This is a genomic window from Dolichospermum circinale AWQC310F, from assembly GCF_000426925.1.
GTDB classification, from domain to species: domain Bacteria; phylum Cyanobacteriota; class Cyanobacteriia; order Cyanobacteriales; family Nostocaceae; genus Dolichospermum; species Dolichospermum circinale.
Genome location: NZ_KE384688.1, coordinates 39,291 through 53,863, shown reverse-complemented (window position 1 = coordinate 53,863; position 14,573 = coordinate 39,291). Strand labels below are relative to the sequence as shown.

Genomic DNA, 14,573 nt, shown 5'->3' with positions numbered 1-14,573 from the left:
TCGCGTCAGCGCTGCCAGTAGTAGCAGCGCTGACGCGATCGCTCATATTTTCAAATGTAAATAGGCATGAAGACCGATAAGCTATTTTACCGCATATTTCTCAATCAACCAGGTCTTCTCGCCGAACTCCTCCCCGGCATCCCCCCAGATTGTCAATTCGATTACTCAGCGCCAGTCATTAAAGAACAGGAATTTCGTCATGATGGGATTTTAACACCCGTAAAAAATGACCCCAACCTCCCCCTAGTCTTTCTAGAAGCGCAAATGCAACCAGATCCAGACTTTTATGGACGCTACTTTGCCGAAATTTACCTTTATCTTAAACAGTATAAAATTATCAGACCCTGGCGAGGATTGCTAATTCTCAAATCCCGTGGTCATGACCTGGGTTCAGAAATTCCTTACCAATTCCAGTTAGATAACCAAGTCCAAAGACTTTACCTACAAGACCTACTACATCAAAATCCCCTAAGTCCCAATTTAGCATTACTGCAATTGATTATCCTACCGAAAACAAAAACCGTTCAAGCTGCTCAAAACCTACTAGAAAGTAGCAAAAGTCAACCAGAATTTAGACAAAAACTTGATTTAGTTGAAGCTATACTGGTAAACAAATTCCCTAACCTGAGTTTGGAGGAAATATTAAAAATGCTAAACCTAAAAACCGCTGATATTACTCAAACCCGTTTTTATCGAGATGTTTTCCAATTAGGTATACAGGAGGGTAGACTTGAGGGTATACAGGAGGGTAGACTTGAGGGTATACAGGAGGGTAGACTTGAGGGTAGAGAGGAAGGCACACAGGAAGGGGAAGCGAAACTGATTATCCGTCAGTTAAAACGTCGTTTTGGAGTAATGACCCCAAATCAAGAAAGCCAAATTCGCGCTTTATCCGTTCCCATGCTTGAAGCATTAGGAGAAGTCCTCCTTGATTTTATCAACCCCACAGACATAGATACTTGGTTAAGTAACCAGGAGAATCTGAAGTGATCATCTACCTTGCTGAATTGAATAAGGATTTTAACCTGATCCAGGCGGGAAATTGATTTCTTCCTCCGAGGAAACTGCTGGCACCAGCGCTGAGGCGATAGCAATTTTTGCAAGAATTATGCTGAATAGACCTATTACCGTGCGGTGTAAGTGAATCAACCATTTTTAAGCCTTGTAAGCAATCAAATTTTCGTAGCTTTTAATGGTGATCTTATTGACGCTGTGTTGTACTAGAGCGATCGCTAAAACCAGGCATACTCATCTATACTTACCTTTTCTAAAAAAACTACTCATAGCGATCGCGTCAGTGCTGCTGCAAGCAGTTTGCTATCCTCGTTTGTGCGATTTTTGCAAGAGCGATAGCGAAGCTCTCCGTAGGAATCGCTTTCCTTTTCATTCACAAAAGTCACTTACCATATTCTTGACATTAGGCTAATCTTAAAGCCTAAAATTATCAGTAGGTAATCCAGTTATATCAGTCTGGAGAGCAAATAAATCGCCAGAGTAGAAACTTTTCTGAATTTCTTCCTCACTTAAACCAACCGAAGCTGTCGTAATATAAAGCGTCTGCAAATCCTGACCACCAAAAGTACAACTTGTCGGACGTTGCAGAGGTAAAGGTATCCGTAAGGTTTCCTCTCCCTGAGAATTAAAACGAATTACGCACCAACCATCCCACATTGCTGACCAGATATTCCCTTCACTATCTACAGTCAGACCGTCAGGATAAAAAGACTCACCAGCTAAGTCTACCAGAATATGGCGATCGCTAATTCTACCTGTTGCTGCTTCAAAGTTGTAAGCATATATCTTTTGTTGAGCAGAATCGGTTAAATAAAAAATATTTTCATCTGGACTCCACCCCAAACCATTGGCAATGGTTAATCCTGTTTCCATTAAATGCAATGAACCATCAGGATCATACCGATAAAGGCTACCCTGATTTTTACCTGGACACATAGAACCAAACCAGAAACGACCTTGGCGATCGCATTTACCGTCATTAAAGCGATTGTCTGTCATATCCGCTTCAATTGGTATAATTGGAGTTATCTCCCCTGTTTGAAGATGCAAAAACGCTAATCCATGGCGTTGTGCCATAATGAGTCTATCTTGACCTGCGATAGCGTAAGCGCTGCTGCAAGCAGTTCGCTATCGAACCGACGACATCTCCCACATCAAAAAAAAGGTTCTGTCCAGTTGTGGGATCAAATTGATTTACCCTATGGTTATATATATCCACCCAATAAAGCAGACCTTTAGTTGAGTCCCAAACGGGTCCTTCTCCCAAACGAGAACGTGCTGCTAAAACATTATTAAGTTGGTATTTTTCAGATTTAAGCCAGTCCATCAAAATTTTCACCATTTCCAATTAAGAATCGAACTATTGACACTCCCCTACTCTCAATTGAGATGATAACATCAAATATGATCAACTTATCACTGGGGAATAAATCCCCGGCTTAAAAGACATTCATACCCAAAAATTTTTGGGATTTTTAGGCATCAATTCCGGGGTTCTTAGCTCATCTTCTTATAAGTTAAATTATATGGCTGTAAGGCATTTAAGCACTGAGTTTCTAAATGAAATTACTCATCGGCTTGTGACTGCACTCGAACCAGAACAGATTTTTCTCTTCGGCTCCTATGCTTACGGTGAACCGACAGAGGATAGCGATGTTGACTTATTGGTGATAATATCAAAATCAGATGAACCTCGCTATCGTCGAGCGCGTCATGCATATAAGGCCTTGCGCGGTATTGGTATCCCAAAAGATATTCTGGTGATGACCCGCTCAGAAGTTGAACTCAAGGCTAGTGTAGCAAACTCACTAGTCAATCAGATAATCCGTCAAGGTAAACTCCTGTATGGATGATGCAAAATTTGCAGAAACTAGACAGTGGTTAATCAAGAGCCAGCGAGATTTAAAGGCCGCCTATGTGCTAATTAAAAATGAAGAATCTCTTTTGGATGCAGTTGTTTACCATTGTCAACAAGCTGCTGAAAAGGCATTAAAGGCTTATTTGACATATCAAGAGCGGGCAGTCAGAAAAACCCATGATTTGGATGTTTTGTTAGATATGTGTTCATTGTCTGAACCGGGTTTTCAGGATCTCAAAGATGTGGCTGATACCTTGACCCCTTATGCGACAGAATTCCGCTATCCAGGAGATGCGATTGAGCCGGAAAGATACGAAGCTGAGGAGGCGTTGGAGATGGCTGCTTCAGTTCTAGAATTTGTTATTCAAAAATTGCCAAGTGAATTTGAGAGTGAGTTTGGTAAAAAGTAATTCCTATGTTAATGGGAATTATGCCCGCTAACCCAAACATGATCGCCAAAACCAGCCAAGCTAATCTAAACTTCCTTTTCATTCACAAAAGTCACTTACGATATTCTTGACATTAGGCTAATAGACCTCTTGCACAATTGTTTCTGTGGTACGATAGGAGGTTTTAGGTTTTATGTATTTTTGGTGTTCTTTGCGATCGCAAAGAACACCATAGCCGTGTAACTCTAACTTTTATCTAAAATTAACACAACCCCCAATCATAACATAAAATTAATTTTGCCAGAGGTCTAATGTTAAAGCTTAGAATTATAAGAGAAAACTATTGTATTTGCAGTAACCGAAATACGGTTATTACTTGAGTGAGATACAAAAACCACAACTGTTACAAACCCTCAGTAGAACCCCCCGCAGCAGTGCTTATACAAATCCCTTATTTACCAAAATGTAAATAAGCATAGAAAAACAGATAAACTATTTTACCATATATTCGGTACTAGTTTTTAAAACTGTACCCACCATACATACCTTATCTAAACTTGCGCCATTTAACTTCACAGCATCTAATTCCGCACAAAGTAAATTCGCTCCATTTAAATCCGCTCCTGCTAAGTTTGCCCCTCGCAAATCAGCTTCTTCAAGATTCGCTTCATTCAGTAAAGCCCCTCGCAAATCTGCACCGCTTAAGTCTGCACATTTGAGATTAGCCCCCGTTAAATTAGCACCTCGTAAATCTGCACATCGTAAATCACTACTTTGTAAATTTACACCCATCAAATTAGCGCCACTTAAAAAAGCACCAGCTAAAGACGCATCATTCAGGATTGCTCCCATCAAGTTACTACCCCTCAAATTGCTACCACGTAAATCTGCACCGGTCAAATCAGCTTGCATTAAATTTGCACCCATTAAATTCGCCCGCAAGTCAGTTTGTTGCAGATTTGCACCCATTAAGTTTGCTCCAGCAAAATGGCCACCCTCCAATTGAGAACCACTAAAGTTAGTCCCTACTAAATGCGCCCCTGTTAAATTTATCTTTCTTAGATCTAAGTAAGATAGATTCTCGTCCTCTAAATTTGCGCCAGCAAGTTGTTTATTGTTGCTAATCATCCGTAAATTCTCCCTGGTGTGCTGTATAATGAAATTTGTTCACTGCTTTTGCTGTGGCTATCCCAACGAGAATCAAGTAACCACAAACCGCCGCCGACTTTCGGTGTGATCACGGATAAATCAAGTCCCTGTTGTAAGCCCATAACTAATAAGGTCAAGGTATCTAAAAGTTTAGGATCAAAGCGGGTAGATTGTTGTTGCCGACACTGATCTAAAGCTTGGGAAAATATTTCCCCTTCGCTTTTACCTAAATATTTATACTGATTAACTTGTCTGATAAATTCTGCTGCTAGTGACAAAATTCGTGATTCTAAAGGAATATCATCACCGACTAAACCAGCAGGTTCACCTGTTCCATTCCACCATTCGGTTTGATGGGTGATAATTTGTGCTATTGCCCGTAATCGTGGCATAATTCGTAATGCTTGCGCTCCTGGTACGAGGGGACAAGCCAGAGGACAACTAGGTGCTTTTTCTGGATAAGCTGTGGTTAAGTGACTGGGAGTAATCAGACTCTCAACGTTTTGCAGTGAACCTATGCGATGTAACAAAGCCGCAAGACGTAATCTTTTAATTTGCCATGCAGGTATATCTAACAGTTGCCCCATTGTTTCTACTACAGAAGCTACTTCCGTGGCTACACCATGGTGATTGATATCTGCCAGATCAATCAATTGCGCCATCCGTAAAAATGCTTGGATTTCATTAGATACCAAGTTACGATCCAGAGATTTTCGATGAGATGCTACGGGAATAGATAAGTTGTCCTGTCCTGTTTTCAGGTAATCAACAACACGGGCTACGACGGTAGCCACATCCGCTGATGAAGATATATGTGTATGAATTGCCTCTTTATATTGAGTAAGTTTCAGTGCTAATTCGGGATGATAGTCTTTGATATGCGCGATCGCTAATTCTGCGGTTTCCTGGACTAATTCCGGCTCAAATGTCCATAAACCGTAGAATTTCCGCTCTAAATCTGAAGTTGGCAATCCCTCACTCCCATAATCATCTGGGGATAACTCTTGACAAATTACCATCGCTGTGTAATCTGGTGATAAAATCATCAAATGCCATTCCTGAGCCACCGGATCATCTGTTGCCAATGCTACCAGATTAACATTACTTAACTGGCTAGTGGGATGTTCAGCAAAACCAGCGTCAGCAGCAGCCATAATAACAATTTGTTGGCTATGTTGAGCGATATCTGCATATCTGACCGCTTCTTCTAGATACCATTTACCCTCTTGGAAAGCCGTAATTACCAAAGGAGCATTATTTCTAGTTAAAATATGGTCTTCTAAAGCATGACAGAGGGCAACCAAGGTATTCTTATAGTACACCCCAAAATGAATTGGGCGCGAACTATGGCGGTGGGAAGCTTCTAACTGTTGGAGAATTGAACCTTGTAACATGAAATTAGGGTTTTTTGAGTTTTAATAGTCCGTATAGCGGTGATTTCTGATCACCTAAACTTAGATTGACACTAACTGCTTTTCTGGTATAGGTGCAGAAAGTGCCGTTTCCAAATCAGCGCGCCCCAATTTGGCTTCTAAAATATTCATCACTTCCCGTCCAAAATCGTTGGGATTTTGTCGCCAAGCTTGTAAGCAGACTTCACCAAAGAAAGAACCCAGAGGTTCAGGATTCCATAAAAGCTTTTTAGCGGTCCAAGGCATTAAACTCATCGGATCATAACCCGGTTTCAGAATATCCTCTTTAAAAGCATATTCCTCTAAATGGGTGTGGGGTTGTAGTCCAATAAAGAAAATAGCGGGTTCAACTTTATCAACCCCAAAAATCTGTTCTAATTCCCTGTGATATGCTATAGTTTGCCGAATAGTTTCGGGACGTTCATCAATGACATTAAAAGAATAATTAACAGAAACTACATCATTAAAACCGGCAGCTTTTAAATCACGACAATTCTGCAAAACAGTTCGTAAATTATAACCCATTCGCATTTTGCGGACTAGTTCTTGAGAACCGCTAGTAATACCGATTTCAAAATAATTCATACCTGTTTTTACCATCAACTCACACAATTGCGGTGTTAAGTTGTCGGCTCTAATGTATGCTGCCCAATGAATATCTGACATCCCGGAATCAACGATTTTCTGGAGTAATTCCACAGCATCATCAATAAACTTGCGTGCGGGTATAAACTGAGCATCTGTAAACCAGAAATTACGGATACCACGATTGTATAATTCTCGGATTTCTGCCACAATTTCATCACTGGGATTAATGCGGACTTGTTTACCCTCAACTACAGTATAAACACAATAACAGCAATTATGGGGACAACCGCGTTTAGTTTGCACACCAATGTAAAAATCCTGCTCTTGCAGGTAATAACTAAATTCCGGCCAAATAGTCTCAATGTAATCGTAATTACAAGCTGTCTTTTCTAGGGGTGTGGGTTGTTCATGAATTAAGCGTGGACGTGGTGCATTTTCTCCCACAACATAACAGCGTTCATTGCGGAAATCTTCACCATTCAACAGTTTTGTTAAAAGTGTTTCTCCTTCACCCACAGAAATAATTGTTCCCCTAGGTAAACTTTTACCCAACTGTTCATAGAATACACTCACAGCCCCACCACCCAAGACTACACGGGCTTGAGACTGATATTTTTGGGCGCGTTTTAAACCCCGTTTAACCAAACCGAGATTACGCCATAACTCTACATAATAAGCTATAAAAATTCTTAACCCGCCCAAAGCACCACGTAATTTGATAAATGGGTTTTTAGCGTAGTAAAATTCAAAAGCGTTTTGCAGAGGATTTCCGCCTCGTCCTCCTACTGGCGCGTAAATTTGAATATCTCGCCAAGAAAAGACTAATAGTGTGGGTTTAAATTCATCAATAGATCGGTCTAGAGCGGAAGTATAATCTACAGGTGGGATTGTACCTAAGTCAAAAATCCGCTGTTCTACACTGGGAAATAGTTTGTGAACATGATCTGAAAGATAGACAACCCCAATGGGAAAGATAGGGTTACAGGGAAGACGAACATAGAGAATTTTAGTTGGGTTCATACCGGGTTTAACTGCACTGCTTACCGTTGTTGAGGGAAAGATTAGTACCGTTCCAGCGGGAGTCAAGAGTCAAGAGTCAAAAGTTATATGACTTAATCAGGATTGTCCTTGACATTGCAGTTATTTTGTGTTACACAAAAAACTGAAAACTGGACTGCATAAAATTTGCTTATTATAGAAGGCGGTTTATGAACAAAATTTTCATATACATTCACCATAACATTGAGTTGATGAATTGAGGAATGACTTGCTGCTGGGATTCATGGGAGATAGATGTCACAAATATTTACATTTATCAAGGTGGTTAAAGTTCAGGGAGTAACGGCTGAAATTCTTAGCTAAAAAGAATTGACAGCAGTTCTACCCAGAACAAAAGCCATATTTTTATTTATGACGGATTTTATCAACAAAAGATAGATTTATTTACAAAAATTTTATAAACTAGATATAACTTTAGATATAAATAATGCAGAAAATCGCAGATGGTAGTCGCAGTTACAGTAACAGGGGATCATCCAGTGTTAGGTTGACATAACTAAAATAAAATTGTGGCGTAAATCAGCTTACCACCAGTTATGGCTCAGATATTAGATCCTCTACCACCGGAGCATTCGGGGAAAATTCTCTGCTGCTACGTTAATGCCACAAGTAAGATCCAGGTGGCTCGTATTGCCAATATTCCTAACTGGTACTTTGAAAGGGTAGTATTCCCCGGACAAAGACTAGTATTTGAAGTTCCTAAAGAGGCACAAATGGAAATTCACACAGGAATGATGGCCAGTGCTATTATATCAGATACCATTCCCTGCGATCGCCTCGTTGTCAATGAACTTAGTGGTGATGAAGAACAAAATAACTCATCCTTAGAAATAAATCTTACTAATAGTCATTCAGTGGGGTCGGAAATTAATAAAAAAAATGTAGATACGACAAAACCCTTGCAAATAGTTGAATAGACATCTGGAGGTAAAGATTCAGGATTTATACAATTGTCACAAGAAATATAATTTTTTGTTGGTAGCCGAGGCTTTAACCTCAATTTTGTTCGCGTAGCGTCTCCAAGTGAGGACTTTAGTCCTCACTAAGCTGTACTGCATTTAATTTGTATGATTATAGCGGGCAAGATGCCCGCACCACAACATCTAGCCAGATTAGTCCTCAATATTTCTATCATTATAGCGGGCAAGATGCCCGCACCACAACATCTAGCCAGATTAGTCCTCAATATTTCTATGATTATAGCGGACAAGATGCCCGCACCACAACATCTAGCCAGATTAGTCCTCAATATTTCTATCATTATAGCGGGCAAGATGCCCGCACCACAACATCTAGCCAGATTAGTTCTCAATACTAGTATGACTAGGATCTAGGGTATTCTCAATGTAGAATCTCCGCTACATAACGGGTGGGAAGCGTCAAGGTGTTTCTGGGAATGTTTGCACCCTACTATCAGGACTCAGGACAACTCGTATTTTTAGGCTTTGTCCAGATTTATTACTAGAAACAAAAGGTTTACCAATTTCGGGAATACCACTACTATCAATATATTGTCTGGCAGATGGATTTAAAGGTTCAATTCTTTCGATAGTTCCATCAACACCCAATGTTAAACTATATTCCAAAGTTTGATCTAATCCAGTGGGAGGTTGCCAACGCTTATTTAGATATTCTCTCGCTTCTGCGATTTGACTCGTATCAAATAAAGTCTTATTATTACTAGCTTGTGTCCCTGAAGTAGTTTTAGTTGCAGACCTTAATCTGCTGACTAAATTATCATTATTTTTGGGTAGAGAGTCCTGATTTTGAGTAGTAATTCCTACAGTATCCTGCTTTAATTCCGGAGGATAAAGACTAGGAAGTGTGTTAGGAACACTGCTAAAACTCTCGTTAGGAATACTGTCAATAGACGGTGGTGGTGTGTAAACACTCGAGGGAATATTATTTTTAGTAGAGGGTAAATTCTTGGGCTTAGTGCTATTAATTACACTTTTAGCAGTAATACCTGAAGAATTGCCTGGGGGATTAGGTACTATATTGATAGGAACTTGTGGAGTAACCGGATAAGACAAAGTATTAGGTGGTATAGTTAATACAGGTTGAGGTGATGTTTTTGGTGCGGCTGGGATAGTTCCATTGGGCAAAGAAAGGGGTGCTGAGGGTATGGTAGAATTGGCTAGTGGTGGTATTAGCGGTATTCCAGGTGTGTTTAAATTTACTGGTGGTGTTGGCAGAGTATCTGCAATGGTAGGGGAAAGTTCTTTAACTTTTTCGGGGTCAGTGTGGTTGTTTTTGGCTATTTTCTGCTGATTTTGTTGAATTTTCTGGGCATATTGCCAGGTAAATGGGGTTAAACTGGCAGCTACTACCAAAACTGCGGCTATGGGAAGCCATTGAGGTAAACTGGAGCGAGTAGTTTCAGGGCTGATAGTTGGTAAGACCATCATATTAGATGAGTATTCATCTATTGCCGTTGCCAAATCAAATAATTGTAGTAAACTTAATTCAATCACAGATCCGGATGTCTGGTTAGCAAGATCACCAAGAAACAGTTTATGAGTTAAATTATGACTAGGTTCTAAATAAACTTTTGCATCGGGCGTTTGCTCGTTAAGGGATGGTAGAGTTGGGGTAGAAAGGACAGATGTGAGAACATTTTGTGATTCTGGCTCTAATATTCTATTATCATGATCTGTATTTGATAAACTATCACTCAAATCTACGGCAGATGCTTGGATAATTTTTTGGACGTAACTGGTAACAGTATCACATAAAACTTCTAACTGCCGATTATCACCCTGAATCAGGATTTGAGAGTCTGCTGATAGTCCTGAGTGATCAAATTCTAGCCGAAAACTCAAATCTCTAATCACATTTCTTTCCGCCCAACGGGACAAAGATGAATTTTGCGCCCAAATTTCCAGGGTACAAGTGGGGGCGGTATAGCGACGAATGACGGAATTTGATGAAGACATAACAAATTGCGAAGGAAAAAATAGGGAATTTCGGATTTTAGGCTGAAAATCGAAAATTAAAGCTTATTTTGGGGAAATGTCTATTAGTGCTAACCACAAACGCCGGTGTCCACCAGCAGCACTATAAAAAAGTAAATTTATTAACAATTTGAGGGCTAATTTCGTAAGTAAGTCTATTGAGGTTATGACCTCTTCTTCCATACGCTCTTGGTAAGTATTACAAAAACCATCTATATAATCTCCTAATAAAGCAGTTTGGTGGGGTTTCTGGTTATTTGCTGTCACTTGTTCCAATAAACCTACAGCGCGACGAATTAATTCTTGATGTTGTTTAGCAAGATAGCAAATAATTAGTACGAGCGATCGCGCTTCCTCGACATCTAACTTTTTCCGTCCCCCTTGGCCTTTGCGAAGAGGATTTGATTGACGTAATCGCCATAATGCCACCCGATCTGGTATTTTGGATTCTAAATTAAGACTAACTGCGGCGGATAGCATTGCTTCTGAACCAATACCAGTTAGGGTTTCTAGCGCCAGTAATGCCAAGTCTAACTGAGTTTTGATATTTTCCCATTGTATTGTACTTGGGGCTGGGATTTGGGTTAAATCCTCCCAAGGTGATTTTGGTATGGCAGAATTAGCGGTTGAGTGCATAACTTTTAGCATATTTTGTCAGTGGTCAGTTGTCAGTTGTCAGTTGTCAGTTGTCAGTTGTGATTCAACATCTAAATAAATTATTATTTACTCCTGCTTCCCCTACTTCCCTTACTTCCCCTACCTCCCCTACCTCCCCCGCTCCCTGTTTTATATATGAGCAATAGTAACACCACTACCACCGTCAGCTTGTTCGGCTGGTTCGTAGTGAGTAACTCTAGGGTGTTGTTGCAAAAAAGCGTGAACCCCTTGCTTGAGTTTACCAGTACCGTGTCCATGAATAATCCATAAGGGTCCTGGGGCTTCGGAAATGGCTTTGTCTAAGATATATTCAGCATCAGCTACTCTTTTTCCGCGCAAATCTACAGTATTTTTAGAGGTACGAATGGCTGGGGCTGGTGGTGTTGGTACAATTACAGATGGGGTTGTTTTAGGTTTAACTACTGGTTCTGGTTTTTGTCCATCTAGTGACTCTATATCTTGCAGTTGTACGGTCATTTTCATCAAACCAAAGCGTACGCTAAAATTGCCTTCAACGTCGGGAATTGTCAAAACTTCAGCAGTTTGACCTAATTTGGGAATCCGCACGCGATCGCCCACTTTAGGCATAAAACCAGGTTGAATTTTGGGTTGGGGTGCAGGTTCGTATTTTTGGGCAATTTGATTAATGCTGGCGGTGGCCTGTTGGGCATCTTGGGCGTTGGGTGTCCCCTGTTGTAAGCGGCGGATAACTTGAGCAATTTCCCCTTTCGCTTGGCTAATTGCTTGTTGAACAGCGATTTCTTGGGAAGCACGTAAATCTTTTTCTCTGGCCTCTAACGCAGCAGCTTTGTCAGAAACTTCTTTATACAAGCGTTCCGCTTGACGTAATAAACTTTGGGCTGCTGCGGCTTTGGTTTCCTGGCTACGGCGTTGGGCTTCTAAACCCGCAATAACTTGATTTACTTCGTCCGTAGCTTCCCCGACTTGGGTTTTGGCTTCTGCTACCACTTCCGGCTTTAACCCTAACCGTAAAGCAATACTCAGGGCGTTGGAACGTCCGGGAATACCCCACAACAAACGATAAGTCGGTGACAGAGTAGTTTCGTCAAATTCTACGGACGCATTTTCAAAGCGAGGATCTTCGTATTTGAGTGCTTTAAGTTCGCCAAAGTGCGTACTAGCCATAGTTAATTGGGTATGATTAGCGAGATATTTGAGTAAAGCGATCGCTAACGCACTTCCCTCCGCTGGATCTGTACCTGCACCCACTTCATCAAGTAATACCAGAGATTGGTAATTAATTGCTAAAGGGGAAAAATCATTTTTTTCAGGTTCTAATGCCTCTAAAATTCGACTAATGCGGCGAATATGTCCAGAAAAAGTAGATAAACTCTGTTGTAACGACTGTTCATCACCAATATCGGCTAAAATTTGCCTAAACCAAGGCATTTCCACCGGTTCACGGGCGGGAATAAATAAACCTACCTTGGCCATAACCGCCGCTAATCCCAAAGTTTTTAAAGTTACCGTTTTTCCCCCAGTATTTGGTCCTGTAATTGTGACTACCCGGATTTGAGGACTAATCAATAAATCTACTGGTACTACTGGATTTCCCTGTTCGTGCTGCTGTTGCCAAACTAACAATGGGTGGCGCAGATTCCGCAAGGTAATAATTTCATTTTCTTGAGGATTGACAAAGCGTGGCGGGTTAGCACCTATCCAGAAACTATAACGTGATTTTGCTACCGCTAGGTCTAAAGTGGTGACAATGGCTAATAATCTTTCTAAATCTGGTGTAACTTCTGCTACCTTTTCCGTTAAATTCCGGCGAATTGCTTCCGCTTCAGTTTGTTCTTTTTTAATAATTTGACGTAGTTGATTACCCAATGGTACAACACTATTAGGTTCTATATATAGAGTTGCGCCACTGGTAGAGGTATCGTGAACAATACCGGGGATTGCGTCCTTTTGCGGAGCTTTTACAGGTATAACAAAGCGATCGCCTCTTTGTGTAATTAACTGCTCTTGAACCGCTCCCGATTTTGCTTGGATAATATTTTGCAGTTTTTGGGTAATTTGGCTGCGAACTTTCCGCAATTCCCCCCGAATTTCTCCCATTTTCTGACTAGCACGGTCAGTAACTTGCCCACGTTCGTCAATACAACGGTGAATTTCCTGCTCTAATTCCGGGTAAGTCCGCAATTCTGAGACTAAATCGTTTAAAACCGGGATATTTTCCTGATTATCAATAACACGGCGTAAATTTCTTGCACCTGCTAGGGTAGTAGCGATCGCTAAAAGCTCCTCCCCTGGTAAAATACTTTGCAGTACAGCCCGTTCTAGGGAATCACCAATATCTTGTATACCCTCAAAAGATAATCCCGGATGTAAACGACTTTCCAATTCATAAACTTCTTTAGTTTGCGCTAATAACTGCTCACTTTCTGCCTGAGTTTCAGGAATGGGCAAGTTACGCGCAACTATAGACCCTAACTTAGTTGCCGCAAAGGTAGAAAGGTGCTGGCACAGTCGAGGCCACTCTAGTAATTCTAAGGTTTCAGATTGAATCAAGGTTTCAACAACTAATCTGAAATTATAGTAACAATTTTAGTTGCTCAAAGACTAGATTTTTCAGGAGAAAATTTTTCTGATTTTTTTGTTACAAAAATCGTAACATTGACTAGGTTTTTCCATTTATCCTGGATAATATGGAGAATACAGTCTCATATACCTTAGCGTCTACCGAGTTCACCAATGAACAGAAAACCATATCTGATAGCAGTTACAGGGCTTGCTGTCTTATCTGTACAGGCTCTAGGATCACCGAATGGGTTGGCTTTGACCCCAGCAAATCACTATTCTCAATCTATCATATCTCAAAATTCAGAAGAACAAACACGAATTAAAGTTTATCAAAAAGCCAGTCCCGCTGTAGTTTACATCAACACTGGTAAAACTTCTGGAAGTGGTTTTATCGTGAGTCGAGACGGATTAATTATTACCAATGCTCACGTTTTGCAAGATGCACCTGCAACCGTGACTGTAATTTTAGAAGACGGTAAACGACTTCCTGCTGACGTAATTGGCTTTGCTAAAAATGGTCTAGATTTAGCAGCCATTAAAATTCGTAATCAGAAGAATTTACCCACATTATCTTTAGCAAAATCAGCCCAAGTGGGACAGTCTGTATATGCTATTGGTAGTCCCTTTGGTTATGACAATCAAAATAATTTTACTGCTGGTGTTTTGAGCAATCTTGACGAACAAGATGGTATCATTAAACATGATGCTAGAATTAATCCTGGTAATTCTGGTGGTCCACTTCTCAATTCCCAAGCCCAAGTTATTGGCGTAAATACTGCTATTCGACTTGATAGAAATGGCAGTAACAGTGGTATTAGTATTGCTATCCTGGTAAATAAAATCCAACCTTTCTTAACAGCAATTCGTCAGGGAAATATTTCCCGTTTACGGCGCTAATAGTCTGTTGAGAATTGAGATTAGTATAGGCTTCTAGTCTATTTATTTGCAA

Annotated in this window: 14 protein-coding genes; 6 read left to right on the top strand and 8 right to left on the bottom strand. The window is 40.5% G+C overall.

Annotated features, from left to right (window positions below):
- Positions 1 to 66 precede the first annotated feature (66 nt).
- Positions 67 to 990: a DUF2887 domain-containing protein gene (locus ACIR310F_RS0113830; protein WP_028084330.1), complete on the top strand. Its 924-nt coding sequence runs from the start codon at positions 67 to 69 to the stop codon at positions 988 to 990.
- 438 nt (positions 991 to 1,428) lie between these two features.
- On the opposite strand, the gene ACIR310F_RS22585 is transcribed toward ACIR310F_RS0113830, so the two are convergent.
- Positions 1,429 to 2,091: an SMP-30/gluconolactonase/LRE family protein gene (locus ACIR310F_RS22585; RefSeq protein WP_269208376.1), complete on the bottom strand. Its 663-nt coding sequence runs from the start codon at positions 2,089 to 2,091 to the stop codon at positions 1,429 to 1,431.
- A gap of 7 nt (positions 2,092 to 2,098) precedes the next feature.
- The gene (locus ACIR310F_RS27380) at positions 2,099 to 2,356 is read right to left on the bottom strand and encodes an SMP-30/gluconolactonase/LRE family protein (protein ID WP_269208375.1); all 258 of its coding nucleotides are present in this window, start codon (positions 2,354 to 2,356) and stop codon (positions 2,099 to 2,101) included.
- Positions 2,357 to 2,594: 238 nt separating this feature from the next.
- Here ACIR310F_RS27380 and ACIR310F_RS0113820 point away from each other — a divergent pair, with 238 nt between their 5' ends.
- Together ACIR310F_RS0113820 and ACIR310F_RS0113815 are read left to right on the top strand one after the other, a co-directional pair.
- Positions 2,595 to 2,867, top strand: coding sequence for a nucleotidyltransferase domain-containing protein (locus tag ACIR310F_RS0113820; protein WP_231387546.1), 273 nt, complete (start codon positions 2,595 to 2,597; stop codon positions 2,865 to 2,867).
- Entirely contained in the window at positions 2,860 to 3,282 is a 423-nt protein-coding gene (locus tag ACIR310F_RS0113815) for a HEPN domain-containing protein (protein WP_028084328.1), read from the top strand. The genes ACIR310F_RS0113820 and ACIR310F_RS0113815 overlap by 8 nt, the downstream gene beginning before the upstream one ends.
- Before the next feature lie 471 nt (positions 3,283 to 3,753).
- On the opposite strand, the gene ACIR310F_RS0113810 is transcribed toward ACIR310F_RS0113815, so the two are convergent.
- The 3 genes from ACIR310F_RS0113810 to ACIR310F_RS0113800 are packed head-to-tail and all read right to left on the bottom strand — an operon-like array spanning position 3,754 to position 7,430.
- Positions 3,754 to 4,389: a pentapeptide repeat-containing protein gene (locus tag ACIR310F_RS0113810; protein ID WP_028084327.1), complete on the bottom strand. Its 636-nt coding sequence runs from the start codon at positions 4,387 to 4,389 to the stop codon at positions 3,754 to 3,756.
- Positions 4,386 to 5,804, bottom strand: a complete 1,419-nt coding sequence (locus tag ACIR310F_RS0113805; protein WP_028084326.1) for a DICT sensory domain-containing protein — start codon at positions 5,802 to 5,804, stop codon at positions 4,386 to 4,388. Before ACIR310F_RS0113805 ends, ACIR310F_RS0113810 begins: the two co-directional genes overlap by 4 nt.
- A gap of 60 nt (positions 5,805 to 5,864) precedes the next feature.
- Entirely contained in the window at positions 5,865 to 7,430 is a 1,566-nt protein-coding gene (locus tag ACIR310F_RS0113800; RefSeq protein WP_028084325.1) for a photosystem II high light acclimation radical SAM protein, read from the bottom strand.
- Positions 7,431 to 8,005: 575 nt separating this feature from the next.
- Between ACIR310F_RS0113800 and ACIR310F_RS0113795 the strand changes: the two genes are divergently transcribed.
- A complete protein-coding gene (locus tag ACIR310F_RS0113795) occupies positions 8,006 to 8,386 on the top strand; it encodes a DUF1830 domain-containing protein (protein ID WP_028084324.1) in 381 nt (126 codons plus the stop codon).
- A 146-nt stretch (positions 8,387 to 8,532) separates the two neighbouring features.
- Positions 8,533 to 8,787, top strand: coding sequence for a hypothetical protein (locus ACIR310F_RS0113790; RefSeq protein ID WP_155963814.1), 255 nt, complete (start codon positions 8,533 to 8,535; stop codon positions 8,785 to 8,787).
- Between the two features lie 61 nt (positions 8,788 to 8,848).
- Here ACIR310F_RS0113790 and ACIR310F_RS0113785 read toward each other — a convergent pair whose 3' ends face one another.
- The 3 genes from ACIR310F_RS0113785 to ACIR310F_RS0113775 all read right to left on the bottom strand — a co-directional run bounded on the left by ACIR310F_RS0113785 (position 8,849) and on the right by ACIR310F_RS0113775 (position 13,612).
- Positions 8,849 to 10,405 (bottom strand): DUF4335 domain-containing protein, encoded by a 1,557-nt coding sequence (locus tag ACIR310F_RS0113785; RefSeq protein WP_028084322.1) that lies wholly within the window; start codon positions 10,403 to 10,405, stop codon positions 8,849 to 8,851.
- A gap of 63 nt (positions 10,406 to 10,468) precedes the next feature.
- Positions 10,469 to 11,071, bottom strand: coding sequence for a DUF3038 domain-containing protein (locus ACIR310F_RS0113780; protein WP_028084321.1), 603 nt, complete (start codon positions 11,069 to 11,071; stop codon positions 10,469 to 10,471).
- A gap of 138 nt (positions 11,072 to 11,209) precedes the next feature.
- Positions 11,210 to 13,612 (bottom strand): endonuclease MutS2, encoded by a 2,403-nt coding sequence (locus ACIR310F_RS0113775; RefSeq protein ID WP_028084320.1) that lies wholly within the window; start codon positions 13,610 to 13,612, stop codon positions 11,210 to 11,212.
- A gap of 183 nt (positions 13,613 to 13,795) precedes the next feature.
- Between ACIR310F_RS0113775 and ACIR310F_RS22580 the strand changes: the two genes are divergently transcribed.
- Positions 13,796 to 14,521, top strand: coding sequence for a S1C family serine protease (locus tag ACIR310F_RS22580; protein ID WP_051289650.1), 726 nt, complete (start codon positions 13,796 to 13,798; stop codon positions 14,519 to 14,521).
- The last annotated feature ends 52 nt before the right edge of the window (positions 14,522 to 14,573 follow it).